The sequence below is a fragment of the Alkanindiges hydrocarboniclasticus genome (assembly GCF_001982605.1).
GTDB classification, from domain to species: domain Bacteria; phylum Pseudomonadota; class Gammaproteobacteria; order Pseudomonadales; family Moraxellaceae; genus Alkanindiges; species Alkanindiges hydrocarboniclasticus.
The window spans coordinates 22,824-39,826 of sequence record NZ_MLCN01000001.1; the positions used below are offsets into that span (position 1 = coordinate 22,824).

The window sequence follows — 17,003 nt, forward strand, 5'->3', positions numbered from 1 at the left end:
GAGGCTGCATCCATATTGAATCGATTCAAAATCACTTAACAGATTTTAAAAACCCTGCAATATCCCTAAATACTTTCTGATGATCAGCTTCCAACATCAGCATATGTCCAGAATTGGGGTATGCTTTGATTTCCTTTACTGTTGAACCAACCTGATCGTATATAAGTGCTGCACTATCCTGATAACAGGCATCGTCCAGCTCCCCTTGCAATACTTGCACCGGGCATTCAGTTTTTGCCAGATGCTGTCCGGTGGTTTCAGTAAAATCACTTAAGCCTTGTAAAAGAGAAAAATCTGATTTGGCAAATTGTGCTACTTCTTCTGCTATATGCAAGGCAGGTTTTTGCTCAAACTTTTTATATTCTTCTGCATAACTAATCAGGCGACGTTTTAGATAATCAACAGGACGTTTCATAATCGGCGAACACAAAGTCGTTACACTTGCCAGTGCATATTGCTGGGCCAGCCGTAAGGCAAAAACCCCGCCCATTGAGTGGCCAACCACACTTATTTTGCCATAACCATGACTATGCAAAAAATCAAAAGCATTGTGGGCATCCTGCCACCAAGCCGCCATACTGGTTTTGACAATGGCTTCCGCGCCCAGTCCGTGACCACTATAAATAGGCACATAACAGGCAAAACCCTGACTTTTCAGAAAGTTGGTTAGTTTTTTTAAATCAAGCGGCGAGCCAGTAAAACCATGCAATAACAACACAGCATGTGCGTTTGCAGGCTCAGCAGCTGGATGAAAGATAGGCTTAGGACGTGCAAGTTTAAACATTCAAATCTTAAGGCTTAAATGGAGCTTTTCAGTGTAACAAGGCCTGACCGGAACTCAGTAACTGTCTGGTTAATTGCTTATTTATTGATTAACAATCTGGTAAGGCATACTTGCATCAGCAGCCGGGCAATCTTGCCACAGCTCGGACAATGGCTTAACTGCATCAAAAGGCAAAGGCAGGCGCGATGCCACAGGCTGAAGAGAACTTATCGTTGCTCCATGTGCCACAATATCCATGTCTAGTGGAATATGATGTGAAGGACGAATGCGGCCAGCCTGTACTTCCAGTTGTTTTAAAAATGCATCAAGCTGCGCAAAATTTAAGTGCGTTTGCAGCAGTACAGCCAGATTATAGTAGTCAGCACCCTTACCCTGCCGGCATGGAATCTGGTAAATCCTTGAAAACTGACACTCGCCCAAACCCTCTAGCTGCTGCATCGCATAGCGTGTCCAGTGTTCGCGGTTCTGGTTACTACTAATGGCAAGTGCGTAAAGAGTCACGATTGCGCTCAATGCAAATGCCTACTGCGGTGGTATTGGGAATGGCTGTTGGCTTACGCACCGTTACCCTGATGTGTTCAACCACAGCATAGTCTGTGAGGATTGTTTGGGCAATGAGCTCGGCCAGCCTTTCAATCAGCTGTGCCTTAGTGTCTATAATTAAATCACTGACAAGGTCACACACGGCCTTGTAGTTCACTGCATCATGAATGTCATCGGTTTGCGCAGCACGACGAATATCGCAGCCCAGCTCAAGGTCAACAATAACCGGTTGTAGAATCTGGCGTTCCCAGTCAAAAACACCAATAACTGCATCAACCTGCAATCCTTCAATAATGACTTTATCCACGTAACCCCATCAGGCGCGACCTTGTAACCAGTGGCTATTCTACTCGAGTTTCAATAAAAACAGGCAATGTCATCGTTAGGGGAAACGACTTATTTGCCTGTATTTTTTCACAATAAGCTGTTAGATATTCAAGATCAAGACTGTAGTCCTCTCTTTGCCTATAGCCAATTAGTGAATGAGTTTGGACGTTGGCTCAGATTCCTGTAACAGTTGCAGGCGGGAATCACTAAACACATCCATATACGGCGTCAGAACACGCATAAAACGGTCAAAGTAAAGCATCTGCTTCATCAGTAAGGCAAAATCACGCGGAAAGTGAATACCATGACGCTCACCCACACCCACCATATCCAGCATAATGGCATTTAAATCGGCCACATCGCCAGACATTACTTTTTGCGGGTCAGCCATTAGCACACCGGAAAATAGTTTTTCCATATCCTGTGCCAGACGATCAACATCAACCTTGGTATGGGTCATGCCCATATTGACCATATTTTTGGCCATCTCGTGATAATTGGTGTGCTGCAAGGCATCCATAAAGCCAATGGTTGCACCCCACACTTCCGGCTTTAATTGACCCACAATACCAAAATCAATAAAACCAATGCGACCATCTTTAAGCAGTAATAAATTGCCCGCATGCAAGTCAGCATGGAAGCTTTTGCACATCATCAGGCTGGCAAACCAGGTATTCATGGCACTAATCAGCACTTGCGCCGGGTCTTTGGCATATTGTTTAACCACTTCCAGATCAGTAAGTGGCAGGCCATACAAACGCTGCATGGTTAACACACGGCGGGTAGATGCCTGAGGGTAAACCTTGGGCGCAACTGCTTGCGTATTTTGGGTAGCATCCAGAAATTGCTGGAAATCTTCAATATTTTGCGCTTCAGCCACAAAATCCACTTCCTTCACCATCCGGCTGCGGATTTCATCAACAATTTCAGACAGTGAGGCAAATTTCAGTTTCGGCACGACCTTTTCAAACAGCCTGGTCACACCGTATACGACATTGAGGTCAGTATGCAAAATGGTTTGCACGCCCGGTTTTTGCACTTTAATCACCACATCTTCACCAGTTACCAGTGTTGCTGCATGCACCTGTGCAATGGATGCCGAAGCCAGTGGTGCCTGTTCAATATGCTGAAAAATGCTCTCCAGCGGTGTATCACCAAATTCTTCTTTTAAAGTTTGCTCAATATAACTAAATGGCAAAGATGGAGTCTGATCCAGACAGCGCTGGAACTCCTCAACGTATTCGCGTGGAAACAAGGACGGCGAGCTGGCAATAAACTGACCCAGCTTGATATAGGTTGCCCCAAGCTGCTCAAAGGTTTCACGCAGCAATTGCGGGGTTGGCGCAGCATCAGTTGCATGCCGGATCCCTGCACGAAGCACCACACCAGCAGTTTCGCCAAGACGGGCGACTGAGCGCAAGCTATTAAGTATCTGTTTTTTAGCCGTAGGGTTTTTAATCATGGAAAATCCTTCAATTTCAGGCAGAACACTAATGATTTTTGCCATCATGAGAAATAATAATTTGAGTATAAATTATCGGTTGTTATCTTGCTGTAATTTATCTTACTCGCATTTATGCGGCTTGGGTTTGACTTAAGAGACTGGACGACTACAAATTGGGCAACTGTGGTCTTTGGCAAATTTCAGCACACGCTGCTGCATGGTGATGCCGTTCCAGACTAACAGCCGGTTGGCCAGCGGAGCCTGACCCAAACCCAGATATAACAAGGCATGATGTGCTTGCAAGCTGGCGATAACAGCCGTGGTTGAAGCCAGTACACCGGACTCAGCACATTGACGGGTATCGTCATTTAAGCCATTACCAAACAGACAACGATAGCAACCCTGCTCCGGCTGAAAAAAAGCAATTTGTCCTTCCAGCCCGATGGCTGCTGCCGACAATAACGGTACGTTGGCCTGTACACAGGCTTGGTTGATCATATCCCGTGTGGCAAAGTTATCTGAGCCATCCAGTACCAGATCAATATCAGCCAGCAACTCGGGCAGGTGATCCACATCAATTTTTAGATCTACTGCTTCAAGCGTTGTCCACGGATTAATTTTTTGCAGTTCGCGTACTGCAACCTCAACTTTTGGCAGGCCAACATCGCTGGATTGGAATAAAAACTGACGTTGTAAGTTGCTTTCCTCAATGCTGTCAAAATCAACCAATCGCAAAAAGCCAAGACCAGCACGCACCAGTATTTGTGCTGCGGGATTACCTAATCCCCCTGCACCGATCATCAATACGCGGGCATTAGCTAGTTTAAGCTGCGCGTCCATATCCCATTCAGGCAGCAGGATTTGGCGGCTATAGCGCAGGAGTTCAGAGTTGGTAAGTTGAGATTTTGGCAAGATATTAGTCTTTTAAGATTTTGAGGTTATGAACAAAAATACCAATAGAATCAATAAAAAAGCTATGGTTATCAGCAACTTCCAGATTATAGACTGTATCAATAAATGGAATATATTGTCCCGCTATATCCTTTAAATCGTTTGGCTGATCAGACCCCACGCCTGGCTTGTCAGTAAGAGCACTTCCAACGATATAGCTTTTCTGTTTACAATATTCAACATCGATAGCAGTGCCCTTCTTAAAGTTATAAAACTCAATGTCTTCGGTTTCGCTAGGGTCTTGTGACACATAATAATGCTGCTGATACCATGCAATACTTGGATCAACCGTTGATAATTCTTTTGCCTTAAATTGATATAAAGGTTGTGCCTTTTTAATATAGAACAGCACATTATCCTTATTAACGATGACTTCATATTGCTGTAACTGATCTACCCGTTTCCACTGAGGCTGCGGATAGGGGATGACACTTTCAAGACTCTTTTCGCCATTCCAAATACCTATCCCCACTACCCACACAGGATGATTGGGGGTAACTATAAATTCAGTTGTATTTTGCGTATAACGAAAAATATTATTGTCAATTAGCTTTCCATGAATATCTTCATCACTCCAGTGTTTCCTAGCTTCAACTATCCACAGTTCCTTATTTTCATACGCAAAAGTATTGAGTACCGGTTTATAGCTGGTTTCACCCTCACCACTTTCTGGTTTGGACAGTACCATATCCCCGACTTTAATATCCTGAATCGGTGTCCAGCCTTCAGCAGTATGTACAAATGTACCTGCGGCAAAACCAGATACTTGTTTTAAAGTATTCATTTAAATCTGCCCCAATGTCACCCGATCATTACCACCATAATCTTTTACCGTCTTTACCTGATTAAAGCCAGCCTGACTAAACAGTTGCTGCACGGCCTGCCCCTGATCATAGCCATGCTCTACCAGCAGCCATCCAGCAGGTTTTAACCATTGCGGTGATTGCCCAATAATCACTTTAAGATCAGCCAAGCCCTGATTTTTTGCGGTTAGTGCGGTAATCGGTTCATGGGTTAAATCAATTAAATGCTGATCTTGCTCATCAATATACGGTGGATTGGAAACAATCACATCAAATTGATAGCTAGTATTTAAAGCCTGATACCAGCTACCCTGCAAAAACCGTATATTGCTAATCTGATTTAACATTGCATTGTGCTGGGCTACCTGTATTGCAGCACTGGAAAAATCAGTAGCAATGACATTTGATAGCGGACGTTCTTTGGCAATGGACAAAGCAATTGCCCCACTGCCTGTCCCTAAATCCAGAATACATAATCTTTGTTCTGAATTAATCAATGCTAAGGCTTGCTCAACCAGAATTTCGGTATCTGGCCTTGGAATTAAAGTATCAGGCGTTACTTTTAGGCGTAATGACCAGAACTCCTGTTCACCAATGACATAAGCCAAGGGCTTACCTTGTTTTAACCGCTGAATCCCTTGCAAAAATTGTTGTTCCTGATCAGGTGTTAATGGCTGATCAGATTTATATTTTAAGGTCAGATGGTTAATTGCCAAAATATGCTCAAGCAGCCAACTACATTCACGGCGCTCAAAACTGTCTGGCGCGCCGTAATAATCCAATGCCTGCGCAATGTTCATTTAATGCTGTGCCTCTACTATAGCCAGACGCTGAAATTTTCGAAACAGTCACTTGATTTTCGAAATGGTCGCTGAGCTTGTAGTTCGACAAGCTCACTAACCCTCGAAACTAGCCACCGTTTTGCTGGGCCAGCATAGCCAGTTGGTCCGCCTGATATTCGCGGTGCAGGTTATCCAGCAATTCATTCAAGTCACCTTCCATTACTGCATCCAGCTTATATAACGTCAGGTTAATGCGATGGTCGGTAATGCGGCCCTGCGAATAATTGTAGGTGCGAATACGCTCAGAACGATCACCGGAACCCACCAGATCACGACGGGCTTCCGAAGTTGCAGTTTGCTGTGCCGAACGTTTGGCATCTTCAATCCGTGATACCAGCAACGCCATGGCTTTGGCCTTGTTTTTGTGCTGGCTGCGTTCATCCTGGCACGCCACCACCGTACCGGTTGGAATATGGGTAATCCGCACCGCCGAATCGGTTTTGTTAATGTGCTGGCCACCTGCGCCCGATGCACGATAGGTATCAATACGTAAATCCGCCGGGTTAATTTCTACAGTATGGTCGGTGTCGACTTCAGGCAAAATGGCAACCGTACAGGCTGAGGTATGCACACGGCCTTGCGATTCAGTGGCTGGCACGCGCTGTACCCGATGCGCCCCACTTTCAAACTTCAGGCGGCCATATACACCCTCGCCTTCAACCCGACAAATAATTTCCTTGTAGCCACCGTGCTCGCCAAAGTTTTCTGACAAAATCTCAACGCGCCAGCCTGTATTTTGTGCATAGCGTTCATACATGCGAAACAGGTCACCCGAAAAAATTGCTGCTTCATCCCCGCCTGTTCCTGCGCGGATCTCCAGAAATGCCGAGTTGGCATCATTGGGGTCTTTGGGAATCATCAGCACATTTAAATCATTTTCCAGCGCTTCAATCCGGGCTTTGGCTTCCTGAATTTCTTCTTCTGCCATATCACGAAATTCAGGATCACTGCGCATAGCCTCAGCAGTTTCCTTGTCTTTTTCCGCCTGACGATAAGCACTCCAGACCTGGGTAATTTCTTCCAGTTCACTGTGCTCGCGTGACAATTTGCGAAAACGCTGGTTATCAGAAATCACTTCTGCATCAGACAGCAGGGCATTTAATTCTTCATACCGGTCAGATAATTGATCCAGACGCAAACGGAGTGATGACTTCATAACCTTGAATAATCTCGCAAAACGGGACAAAAATAACTTAGGGGCTGGCTTGACAACAGCCAGATGCAAACTGATTTTTAGGCGGCATAGTGTAAGTCATTCACTGGCTAAAATCCAAAAGACTGCAAAAATATTCTGTATGGCGAGGCATATTGAAGAAGTTAAGAAGCCAAACTGGGTTTTAAAGACAATTAACCGGCAAAATCCATGATTAATACTTTAAGTTGGCTATCCTTAACGTGAAGCGTCTAAAGTTATTACTAAATATTACAGTGAAACATTTAAGAACAATTAACATTTATTTAACTAGCAGCTCGGTTGTAGCTGGGATGAGGAGAAAAATTATGAAATTCACGTCACTTTTATTAACGGGTGTGCTGTCTGCCACAAGTTTAATTGGAATGAGTAATGTTGCTTATGCTGACAATACCACACGGGTTGCAGCAGCCGGTGCTTTAGGCAGTGTGGTTGGGGCTACTGTAGGCCGTCAACTGGGTGGTGAATCCGGTGCCATGATTGGAGCAACCATTGGTGGCGCAGGTGGTTCGGCAGCAGCCAGTGACAAGCGTAGCCGTACAGAAAGCGCTGTGGGTGGCGGTTTGGGTGCTGTGGGTGGTTATACCGTTGGCCGTAATACTGGCCTGCAAAATGGTGACTTGATTGGTGCTGCGGTAGGCGCTGCTGGTGGTGCAGCTCTGGGCAATAAAATTGCCAAGGATAAAGCTGAAGAAAAAGCTGAAAAGGCACGCCGTGATCGTCTTGAAGCCCGTAAAGCACGCTATAACAAATGGAACGACCGTAACTGGCAGCGTGTAAACTACAAGGCCAAAAAACATCGCAAACATTATTACCGTGACTAATAGCTTACTGCACAGCATACGGTAAGTCAGGTTAACGATTTACAAAAAAAAGGCCACCAAACTATTCAGGTGGCCTTTTCTAATATTATAGCTCTTTTAAAGGCAAGACGATAATTTATGAAAGAACTCTATTGATGATGTTTATCCCTGATTTTTTTGAGTTTAACGGATAATAAACTGCATAAACTGCTCACGTTCCTGCTCGCTTGATTTTTGCCATAGCTGTTTTAACTGCTCGAGATGAGCAGATGTTCCTGCCGTTGTTGAGCCAGTAGCTGATGAAGTGATTGCCGCTGTAGCTGCTGCTTTATAATTATTGCCCTGTTCAGTAGTGAAGTCTTTTTGGGTCTCCGGTTTATTTCTAAAATCCATAACCCGGTTAAAAAAACTGCTACCCAGTATGGGCTTGGGTGCATTATCCAATCCCTGCTGCTGGGCAATAATCTTGCCTTGCTCATCAAGCACAGCAATAATCGGTTGCTTGACGTATTCTCTGGCCACATCATAATTTTTGGGTGGGTTGACCAGACTTAAGCGGTAAGTTTTATTGTCTTCCAGATTGGCACGCAGACTGATTACAGCCGACTTTAAAACATCATGGTCACCATTATTCAAATTAAATAACTGCTCATAGCGCACTGCAATATCATGCATACCCGGGTCAAGCTTATAGGTGGTTTTGGTAGAGCGAAAAAAACCACCGCTGACTTCCTGCTGATCCAGTGCCAGTACCGGAATTTCTTCAGGCGTCACCAGCGTAACTGCTGCATGGGTAGAAGCTGCCAGTGCCATAACAGTAAGGGAAAATATTGCTTTGGAAAAATTAATCACAAGCTGACCTTTTAATTTTGATTTCAAATGACAAACACCCATCTATACCACTACTAAGCAGCAGGTCAATTAAAAACTGCTGCTAAAAACTGTCACACAGCTTTTATTGGCTAAAACATAGCATAACTATGGACATGAAATGCGTTGAGATGAATTCATGCTGGCAAATTTAAGGCCTATAGCCATAATCTTTTATAACATCATGCCTGATACAGGGTAACCCGATAAAATGACAATGTAATGACAACCCTAAAATGCAGACTGATTTCTGTGAATTATTTTTACCATAAGCGGCTTATTTCAAACAAAATAACTTCAGCAGCTTGGGATATAATGAAATTTATTGCGTAGGTATAGAGGCTAAGTGTGCAAAAGCTGGCAGCAAAAATTATCAGGGTCAGTTATAACTCTGCCTATATGTATGCCTTGCGGATGATGATTGCCTTTGCAGGAACGGCTTTTTTCCCTTATTTGATTGACCGGCAGATTTTAACCATTCCCTTGACACTGGGCGTGGTAGCTGCAGGAATCAGTAATATTGATGACCGTTTTTCGGTGCATTTACGCAATTTATTTTATACCTATATTGGTTTTTTTGTGGCCGCCAGTTCGGTGCAGCTTTTATTTCCACACCCTGTCCTGTTTGCTGTAGGTCTCATTGTCTCCTGTATTGTGTTTATTTTGCTGGGTTCATTAGGCCCGCGCTATGCCACCATTTCCTATGGTTCTCTGGTGGTAGGTGTTTATGCCATGCTGGGCGTGCACCTGTTTGATAGCTGGTATGAGCAGCCGTTGTATCTGGTGGCCGGTGCAGCATGGTATGGCTTCTTAACATCTATTAGCGATCTGGTTTTCCCGGTACGCAAACTGGATGATCACTTAAGCGCCTGCTATAACAAGCTGGGCGCTTTTTTATATGCAAAATCCAATTTATTTGATGCTGATCTGGATGCACAGGAATTTGATCAGGCATTGATTGATTTATCGCTGTGCAATAGCAAGCTGGTCGCCACACTGAATTCAACCCGGATTTCACTACTGACCCGGCTTAAGGGCGACCGCGGTCAAAAAGATACCCGGCGCAATTTACAATATTATTTTGTGGCGCAGGATATTCATGAACGTGGCGATTCGGCGCATATTGATTACCAGACGCTGGCACGGGAATTTCGTTATAGCGATATTTTGTTCCGTTTTCAGCGCCTGCTTAGTACGCAATCCAGAGCCTGTATGGAACTGGCCAAATGTATTCGCTTGCACCGTCCGTACAAACATAATCCGCGCTTTGCCCGCGCCTTTGAGCGGTTGAAACAATCCATTCAGTCGCAATATGAACAGGGTCGCAACCCTATTTATCTTAATGCCTTAAGCCTTATTTTAACCAACCTGAAAGAAATAGATGCCCAGCTTGCCAATATGGAAACCGAGCGCTCCTTTCTTCAGAAAAATTTTGACCGCAATGATATTAACCAGCAATTACGTGATGACAGCCTGCAAGGGTTTACAGATATCTGGCAACGCATCCGGCAAAACCTGAGTCCGGAATCGGTGCTGTTCCGGCATGCCATTCGCCTGTCACTGGTGTTACTGCTGGCCTATGTATTTATTCAACTTACTCATCTGGAGTATGGTTACTGGATCTTGCTTACTGCGCTGTTTGTCAGCCAGCCCAACTTTAATGCAACCCAGCGACGTTTAAAGTTGCGTATTAGTGGAACGCTGGCCGGGGTGCTGATTGGCCTGCCAATTTTATATTTTGTACCCAGTGTGGAAGGCCAATTGGTGGTGCTAATCATTGCCGGAGTGCTGTTTTTTGAGTTACGCAGTCGTCAGTATGCACAGGCCACAGCATTTATTACCCTGCTCGCACTCATTAACTTTAACCTTGATGGTTCAGGTTTTGATGCTGCCCTACCGCGCATTACTGATACGATTCTGGGCTGTTTTTTTGCATGGCTTGGCGTGAGCTTTATCTGGCCGGACTGGAAGTTTCGCCGCCTGCCGCGACTGGTAAACCGGGCCTTAACGGCACAATGTGATTATCTGGCCGCTGTGGTTCGGCATTACCATGATGGCAAAAGCAATGACATGGATTACCGCATCAAGCGCCGGGCTGCCCACAATACTGATGCAGAACTAGCCTCTTTTATTTCCACACTGGCCACTGAACCGGATCAGGATGCGATTCAGGTTAGCCAGTGCTTCCGGTTTTTATGCTTGAGCCATACCTTTTTAAGCTATATTTCGGCGCTGGGTGCGCATCGTGCAAAGCTGGAAGACCACGAAGTGCTTACCCTGCTGGATCAGGTGCTGGATAATATTCAGGGCGCGTTACTGCATGCGCAAATGCCCAAGCCAGCATTGCAGCAAACCACTGAACTGCTCACCTTGCGTCTGCAAAATATGAGTGCCCAAGCGGGTAGCCGCGAGCAGCTTGTATTGCAGCAAATTCGCCTACTGATGAGTGTATTGCCTGAATTTTCTACTTTAAACCAAAGCTTAAGCTACGATGATCACTCTGATGCCAGTGCATTGGCCGCATTATAAAAATACCGAGTTGGTTAGAGCACCACCTTGACATGGTGGGGGTCACTGGATTGCAGAAAATGATGCGGAATATGAGATATATCATGCAGAGCCGAAAGCATTTTTTCAATAATAAAGCACGCAAAAACCAAGCAAGAAAACAACAGTGTAATTGCAAGCCAGCATGCCTAAATAGGCATTCATTTCTATCCGGTAGCGAGGTTGATTGTGTATGACTTCTTGGCTTAAAGATGCATTTTTTCAGGTTGCCACCCACCCCAAGCAAATTAGTACAGGTCCAATGCATGTCCCCGTGCGTTACTTTGATGCATCCAGCCTGATTGCTTTTTTTATGGTGGATTATACCAAGGCCAGTGCACTAGTTAATGTGCCCGGCATTGAAGTGGTTCAGATGACTGAAAACAAGGCGCTGTTTGCGCTTGCCTTTTATGAATACCGCAGCCTGACGGATGGTGCGCCCTATAATGAAGTCGGTGCCTGTATTGTGGTACAGCCTACTGGTATGCAACCCGCCAAACATCCCCTGATGGAATTATCCCTGCCACCGGATCGTCGCCAGACCGGCATGCATATTTTACACTTGCCCGTTACAACACAGGATGCCTGTGCAGCAGGGTGTGAATTATGGGGTTATCCAAAGTTTGTCACTGCCATCAATTTTAACCTGAATGACAAGGAATTTACCGGACAGGTGATGCATCCCGATAATCCGCAAGCGCCTTTGCTCAGCTTAACGGGCAAACTGGGTATGGGCCTGCCTGCACCGTGGGCTGACTTGGTGCTTTATTCCAGTTTAAATGATCAGCTGATTCGCGCTACTGCCAACACCCGCACGCTGGATGGTGCCACATTTGCTACGGCTGGCAGCCTAAAATTGTCCCTTGATCTGGTGAGTGGTCATCCCATGGCAGAAACTTTAAACAGGCTGGATCTGGATGGAACTTCACCCATTTCAGCCACCTATACTAATAGCTTGCAATTGCGTTTAAATGAAGGCGTGGTGGTGGAAACCGAAGCAGATTCTACTGAAATTGCTATTTAATGCTGTATTTCTAACAATCTTAATGACTAAAAAAGGACAGTCCTGATGATCAGGAACTGTCCTTTTTTATGGTTAGTCGCAGCAAAAAAGCTATGAATTAACGCTCATCAGTCTGGAACAAAGCTGCCACAAATGACTTGGCAGAAAACGGACGCAGGTCGTCAATTTTTTCTCCCACACCAATAAAACGAATGGGCACATTGGTACGGCTGGCAATATTAAACAGTACGCCTCCCTTGGCTGTGCCATCCAGTTTGGTAATGGTTAAGCCAGTTAGCCCAACGGCATTGTCAAATTCCTGTACCTGATTAATGGCATTCTGGCCCGTGCCTGCATCCACCACCAGCATAATTTCATGCGGTGCAGTGGCATCAATTTTTTGCATCACGCGTTTTACTTTTTTTAGTTCTTCCATCAGGTTGCTTTTGGTGTGCAAACGGCCTGCAGTATCAGCAATTAGCACATCAATGCCACGCGCACGCGCACTCTCAAATGCATCAAAAATCACCGAGGCACTGTCAGCACCATGACCTTGCGCTACTACCGAAATATTGTTGCGCTCACCCCAGATTTGCAACTGCTCAGTGGCCGCAGCACGGAAGGTATCGCCAGCAGCCAGCATGACTTTTTTGCCTTCACCCTGCAACCGCTTGGCCAGCTTGCCAATGGTGGTGGTTTTGCCCACGCCATTTACACCAACCATTAAAATCACAAATGGTCTTTTGTTGCTATCAATGTGTAACGGCTTAACCCGTGGAGCCAGCAAGGTTACCAGCTCTTCCTGCAAGGCCTTGTACAGTGCATTGGAATAAATCAGTTCTTTACGCTCGGTGCGCTCGGTCAGGTTCTGGATAATGGTGCGGGTGGCATCCACGCCAATATCCGCTACCAGCAACTGGGTTTCTACTTCCTCCAGCAACTCATCATCAATTTCCTTACCGCCAATAAGAATATTAACCATGCCTTCGGTAAAGTTCTTGCGGGACTTGCTTAGGCCCGCTTTCATGCGACCAAAAAAACCGCCACTGTCAGCGCTATTGTCGCTATCAGGTGCTGTTGCTGGCACAGTTGAAGCTGCGGCTGCTGGTGCTACCGGTTGTTCTGTTGCAGCACGCTCAGCAATACGCGGGGTTTCAACCACAGGAATATTGACTGCTGGCAGGCTGGGCAAGGTAACGTCGTCATCACCAATTTCTGCATCAATAACGAAGGTTTTCTGATCGGGTTGCTGAGGTTGCATACTTGCTCCGGCGCCTTTATTCACAACTTTTAAATGCGGTGTATCCTAGCATATTGCATGGATTTTTATGGAAGCATTGTGGATTTTCTTCACGTTAAATAACAAACAAATTGTACTTTTTGCCGCAAAAAAGCTGGCAAGTTTGGCTGGCTTGAGTATGCTTGGTTTCTGCTGCTATCACGCTAGTTCATTAAAACCAGCGACTGGGCAGCAGGTTGATTTCATCAGGGAATTTTTTAGAAATTTAAAAGATCATGGCTATTTCAATCCGGTTTTTTGACTTTTTAGCATGATGCTGGACGATACAGGTTTACTAGAAAATATGATTACGCGAATGCAGCAGCCCCTTTTACCATTTTCATTTCATTTAAAACAATTTCAGCAGCTCTGGACAATCAGGCAGCTTTTTCGGTTAAGCCAATACAGCCTGATTGGTTTAAGCCTTGGCGTGCCCCTGTCTGCAATGGCCAAGCCAAACCCGGCAAATAGCTCAGTCATTACGCCGGCACCAATTCAGGTCAAAACCAAAACTTATGAAGAAACCCTGCCCAATGGCCTAAAAGTCATTATCCGTGAAGATCACCGTGCGCCGGTAGCCATGACCCAGATCTGGTACAAGGTGGGTTCTACTGATGAAACCGGTGACGAACTTGGCTTGTCACATGCGCTGGAACATATGATGTTCAAGGGCACCAGCAAGGTGCCGGGCGAAGAGTTATCACGGATTAGCGGCAAGTTTGGTGGTTCAACCAACGCTTTTACCTCCAGCAATTACACAGGTTATTACCAGCTTTATCCAGCACAATATGTACCCTTGGCGCTGGAACTCGAAGCTGACCGCATGCAAAACCTGCAGTTGCGCCAGCAAGATTTTGAGCCGGAAATGCGGGTGATTATGGAAGAACGCCGCCAGCGTACTGATGATAATCCCAAAGCACTGGCTTATGAAAAATTCCGCTGGATGGCCTATCCCACCAGCCCGTTACGCCAACCCACCATTGGCCACATGAAAAATCTGGAAGGCCTGAAACTCGATTCACTCAAACGCTGGTATCAAAAATGGTATACACCCAACAATGCAACCCTGATTATTGTTGGCGATGTTGACCCTAAAAAAACCATGTATGACGTGCGCCGTTACTTTGGTGATATGCCGCGCCGACCAACACCCGTCCGTTCGGATGTCAGCGAATTTCAGCATATTGGCGAGCGGCAAATGGATGTCACTGTGCCCGTGCAAATTCCAGCGCTCTATCTGGCCTGGAATGTTGATTCACTACAAACAGCCGATAATCCGGATAAGGCTTATGCATTAGCCTTGCTACAATCGGTGCTGGATGGTGGTTTATCTGCCCGTTTTGAAAGCCGCCTGATTCGCGAACAACGCATTCTGGCATCAGTGAGTTGTAACTATGATCTGTTTAGCCGCGGTAGTAGCCTATTTACCATTACGGCTATTCCGGAACAGGGTGTGACGCTGGAGCAGGCTCGTACAGCGATTCTGGCCGAGGTGGAAAAACTTAAAACCGATCCCATTACGCCTGCCGAACTGGAACGGGTAAAAACCAGTTATCTGGCTGAGCTGGTGTATAGTCAGGATAGCATCGCCGGTCAGGCGCAGTTGATTGGAATACTGGAAAGTGCTGACTTAAGCTATAAGATTATTGATACCCTGCCGCAAAAATTAAACCAGTTGTCTGTGCCTTACATGCAGCAAATTGCCCAGCAATATCTGGTACGTGACAATTTAAGTACCATGTATTTGCGCACTCCTGACAGCAAAACAGTTGCCAAAGCACAAAATCCGGTACAGCCAATCCCACAGCAAGCTCCAAGTGCTACGGCCAGCGCTACAACTACAGATCCTGTAAGCAGTACCAATGCAGGAAGCAATCCCTAATGAACCCGACCCTTATTAAAACCATGTGTCCTACTATGCCCTGTTCCCGCGCGCTCCTGTCGCGTTTTACTGCCAGTTTTTTAAGCATTGCCATGGCTGCGACTACAATTTCCGGCCTGGCTACCACTCAGGTCTGGGCTGAGGAATCCCATCAGGCCGAACCCAGTGATGCACCCATTACCTCACTGGCAACCCTAAGCAGCTTGCGTAATATTACAGCTTCAGCAGCAATCAAAACCCCAGCCATTGAAAACCTGCCCACCAAAACCGGCACGCCCACCTTGTTTGTGGCCGCACCAGAATTGCCCATAGTGGATATTCGCTTAACCTTTGATGCCGGTTCTGCACGTGACAGTGAATTGCGCGAAGGATTATATGGTCTGGCGTCTTTAACCTCGCAACTGCTGGATGAAGGCACTTCAAGCCAGAGCACTGATGACATTGCTGCCAATTTTGAACGTCTTGGTGCAGAATTTAGTGCAACGTCTTACCGTGATATGTTTACCGTTAGCTTGCGTACCCTATCCGACCCGGCTTATTTCAATCCTGCGGTAGACCAGTTACTTGCCATTTTAAAAGATGCCCAGTTCCCACAGGCCAGTATTGACCGGATACTGAACAATGCTGCCATTGGCCAACAACAGCGCAAGGAATCACCGGGTGCCATGGTTGGCATCCGGTTTTACCGCGAGCTATATGGCAAGCACCCTTATGCCGAACCAACCACAGGTACTGAGGCCAGCCTCAAGAAAATCAAGCCAGAAGATATCCGTCGCTTTAAGGACACCTATCTGGTGGCTAAAAACCTGAATATTGCCATTACCGGACAACTCAGCCGTGATCAGGCCCAACAGTTGGCCAACCGGATTAGCCAGAGTTTACCTGCCGGCCAGAAGGCACGTTCGCTACCCACACCCCAACCCTTGACCAGTGCAAAAACCATAGCTGTGCCATTTAACTCCAGCCAGTCACACGTAATGATTGGCCAGTTGGGAATTACCCGTGATAACCCGGATATTTATGCCTTAACAGTTGGCAATGAAATGCTGGGTGGTGATGGCTTTAGCGCGCTGTTAATGAAAGAACTCCGCGAAAAACGTGGCCTGACTTATGGAGCCTATAGTGGGTTTACCTCCATGCGCACCACCGGGCCATTTATCATTAGCTACTCGACCCGGGGTGATCAGGCTGTTGAAAGCATCAAGGTGGCCAAACAAACCCTGCAAAACTTTTTAACCCAGCCGCTGGATCAGCAACTGCTGAGCGAAACCAAAGAAGGCTTGCTCAAAAGCTATCCGCTATCGCTATCCAGCAATGAAAGTATTCTGGGTTATCTGGGCATGATTGGCTTTTACCAGTTGCCAACCAGCTATCTGGCCGATTACCCAAAAAAAATCGAAGCAGTAACCACGCAGGAAATTCAGGCTGCCTTACGCAAATATATTCAGCCATCCAACATGTTAACAGTCGTGGTTGGGCAACCATTTGATAGCAATGCCTTAAATACACCCATTGCACCGGCTACCGCAGCCAGCCAGCCCGGTGAATCGCTTGCTTTACCACAGCAAGCCATTGGCACAGAACCTGCTCAACCACCGGTAACTCCGGACATCTCACCAACCACACAGCCTGCTCAGCCCGTGCATCCGGCGAATACCGTTATCCAGCCCATCAGCCCGTCAATTGTACCGGATGCAAGCACAGAGGCCATTAGCCCAACAGGTCAACCCTAA

General features: G+C 46.1%; 16 protein-coding genes. 6 read left to right on the plus strand and 10 right to left on the minus strand.

Annotated features, from left to right (window positions below; all coding sequences use genetic code 11):
* Window positions 1–31: 31 nt before the first annotated feature.
* The 8 genes from BKE30_RS00095 to prfA all read right to left on the minus strand — a co-directional run bounded on the left by BKE30_RS00095 (window position 32) and on the right by prfA (window position 6,850).
* On the minus strand, window positions 32–784 hold the full coding sequence (locus BKE30_RS00095; RefSeq protein WP_076876640.1) for an alpha/beta hydrolase: 753 nt from the start codon (window positions 782–784) through the stop codon (window positions 32–34).
* An 81-nt stretch (window positions 785–865) separates the two neighbouring features.
* Window positions 866–1,285, minus strand: a complete 420-nt coding sequence (locus BKE30_RS00100; protein ID WP_227518276.1) for a 2-amino-4-hydroxy-6-hydroxymethyldihydropteridine diphosphokinase — start codon at window positions 1,283–1,285, stop codon at window positions 866–868.
* Window positions 1,260–1,634, minus strand: coding sequence for a dihydroneopterin aldolase (gene folB / locus BKE30_RS00105; protein ID WP_076876642.1), 375 nt, complete (start codon window positions 1,632–1,634; stop codon window positions 1,260–1,262). Before folB ends, BKE30_RS00100 begins: the two co-directional genes overlap by 26 nt.
* Before the next feature lie 168 nt (window positions 1,635–1,802).
* Window positions 1,803–3,116, minus strand: a complete 1,314-nt coding sequence (locus BKE30_RS00110; RefSeq protein WP_076876720.1) for an ABC1 kinase family protein — start codon at window positions 3,114–3,116, stop codon at window positions 1,803–1,805.
* Between the two features lie 132 nt (window positions 3,117–3,248).
* Window positions 3,249–4,010 carry a HesA/MoeB/ThiF family protein gene (locus BKE30_RS00115; protein ID WP_319822922.1) on the minus strand — a complete coding sequence of 254 codons (762 nt, stop codon included), beginning with the start codon at window positions 4,008–4,010 and terminating at the stop codon, window positions 3,249–3,251.
* 4 nt (window positions 4,011–4,014) lie between these two features.
* Window positions 4,015–4,833: a polymorphic toxin-type HINT domain-containing protein gene (locus tag BKE30_RS00120; protein ID WP_076876644.1), complete on the minus strand. Its 819-nt coding sequence runs from the start codon at window positions 4,831–4,833 to the stop codon at window positions 4,015–4,017.
* Window positions 4,834–5,652 carry a peptide chain release factor N(5)-glutamine methyltransferase gene (gene prmC, locus BKE30_RS00125; RefSeq protein ID WP_076876645.1) on the minus strand — a complete coding sequence of 273 codons (819 nt, stop codon included), beginning with the start codon at window positions 5,650–5,652 and terminating at the stop codon, window positions 4,834–4,836.
* Between the two features lie 109 nt (window positions 5,653–5,761).
* Window positions 5,762–6,850, minus strand: coding sequence for a peptide chain release factor 1 (gene prfA / locus BKE30_RS00130; RefSeq protein WP_076876646.1), 1,089 nt, complete (start codon window positions 6,848–6,850; stop codon window positions 5,762–5,764).
* Window positions 6,851–7,194: 344 nt separating this feature from the next.
* Here prfA and BKE30_RS00135 point away from each other — a divergent pair, with 344 nt between their 5' ends.
* Complete coding sequence (locus BKE30_RS00135; RefSeq protein ID WP_076876647.1) at window positions 7,195–7,710, plus strand: glycine zipper domain-containing protein; 516 nt, start codon at window positions 7,195–7,197, stop codon at window positions 7,708–7,710.
* Between the two features lie 162 nt (window positions 7,711–7,872).
* Here BKE30_RS00135 and BKE30_RS00140 read toward each other — a convergent pair whose 3' ends face one another.
* Window positions 7,873–8,541, minus strand: coding sequence for a DUF2057 family protein (locus tag BKE30_RS00140; RefSeq protein WP_158073140.1), 669 nt, complete (start codon window positions 8,539–8,541; stop codon window positions 7,873–7,875).
* 417 nt (window positions 8,542–8,958) lie between these two features.
* Between BKE30_RS00140 and yccS the strand changes: the two genes are divergently transcribed.
* Complete coding sequence (yccS, locus tag BKE30_RS00145) at window positions 8,959–11,088, plus strand: YccS family putative transporter (protein WP_406564643.1); 2,130 nt, start codon at window positions 8,959–8,961, stop codon at window positions 11,086–11,088.
* 211 nt (window positions 11,089–11,299) lie between these two features.
* The gene (locus tag BKE30_RS00150; RefSeq protein ID WP_076876650.1) at window positions 11,300–12,130 is read left to right on the plus strand and encodes an acetoacetate decarboxylase family protein; all 831 of its coding nucleotides are present in this window, start codon (window positions 11,300–11,302) and stop codon (window positions 12,128–12,130) included.
* 97 nt (window positions 12,131–12,227) lie between these two features.
* Here BKE30_RS00150 and ftsY read toward each other — a convergent pair whose 3' ends face one another.
* Window positions 12,228–13,370: a signal recognition particle-docking protein FtsY gene (ftsY, locus tag BKE30_RS00155; RefSeq protein ID WP_076876651.1), complete on the minus strand. Its 1,143-nt coding sequence runs from the start codon at window positions 13,368–13,370 to the stop codon at window positions 12,228–12,230.
* Window positions 13,371–13,437: 67 nt separating this feature from the next.
* Here ftsY and BKE30_RS00160 point away from each other — a divergent pair, with 67 nt between their 5' ends.
* From BKE30_RS00160 to BKE30_RS00170, 3 genes are all read left to right on the plus strand, one after another.
* Complete coding sequence (locus tag BKE30_RS00160; RefSeq protein ID WP_076876652.1) at window positions 13,438–13,650, plus strand: hypothetical protein; 213 nt, start codon at window positions 13,438–13,440, stop codon at window positions 13,648–13,650.
* A 183-nt stretch (window positions 13,651–13,833) separates the two neighbouring features.
* A complete protein-coding gene (locus BKE30_RS00165; RefSeq protein WP_406564644.1) occupies window positions 13,834–15,270 on the plus strand; it encodes a M16 family metallopeptidase in 1,437 nt (478 codons plus the stop codon).
* Window positions 15,270–17,003 (plus strand): M16 family metallopeptidase, encoded by a 1,734-nt coding sequence (locus BKE30_RS00170; RefSeq protein ID WP_076876654.1) that lies wholly within the window; start codon window positions 15,270–15,272, stop codon window positions 17,001–17,003. Before BKE30_RS00165 ends, BKE30_RS00170 begins: the two co-directional genes overlap by 1 nt.

Bases quoted from the DNA above. Each gene is read 5' to 3' on its own strand.
- BKE30_RS00120 (WP_076876644.1), bottom strand. From the start codon at position 4,833: ATGAATACTTTAAAACAAGTATCTGGTTTTGCCGCAGGTACATTTGTA.
- BKE30_RS00165 (WP_406564644.1), top strand. From the start codon at position 13,834: ATGGCCAAGCCAAACCCGGCAAATAGCTCAGTCATTACGCCGGCACCA.
- BKE30_RS00160 (WP_076876652.1), top strand. From the start codon at position 13,438: ATGGAAGCATTGTGGATTTTCTTCACGTTAAATAACAAACAAATTGTA.
- ftsY (WP_076876651.1), bottom strand. From the start codon at position 13,370: ATGCAACCTCAGCAACCCGATCAGAAAACCTTCGTTATTGATGCAGAA.
- BKE30_RS00150 (WP_076876650.1), top strand. From the start codon at position 11,300: ATGACTTCTTGGCTTAAAGATGCATTTTTTCAGGTTGCCACCCACCCC.
- prfA (WP_076876646.1), bottom strand. From the start codon at position 6,850: ATGAAGTCATCACTCCGTTTGCGTCTGGATCAATTATCTGACCGGTAT.
- BKE30_RS00170 (WP_076876654.1), top strand. From the start codon at position 15,270: ATGAACCCGACCCTTATTAAAACCATGTGTCCTACTATGCCCTGTTCC.
- BKE30_RS00095 (WP_076876640.1), bottom strand. From the start codon at position 784: ATGTTTAAACTTGCACGTCCTAAGCCTATCTTTCATCCAGCTGCTGAG.
- BKE30_RS00135 (WP_076876647.1), top strand. From the start codon at position 7,195: ATGAAATTCACGTCACTTTTATTAACGGGTGTGCTGTCTGCCACAAGT.
- yccS (WP_406564643.1), top strand. From the start codon at position 8,959: ATGTATGCCTTGCGGATGATGATTGCCTTTGCAGGAACGGCTTTTTTC.
- BKE30_RS00110 (WP_076876720.1), bottom strand. From the start codon at position 3,116: ATGATTAAAAACCCTACGGCTAAAAAACAGATACTTAATAGCTTGCGC.
- prmC (WP_076876645.1), bottom strand. From the start codon at position 5,652: ATGAACATTGCGCAGGCATTGGATTATTACGGCGCGCCAGACAGTTTT.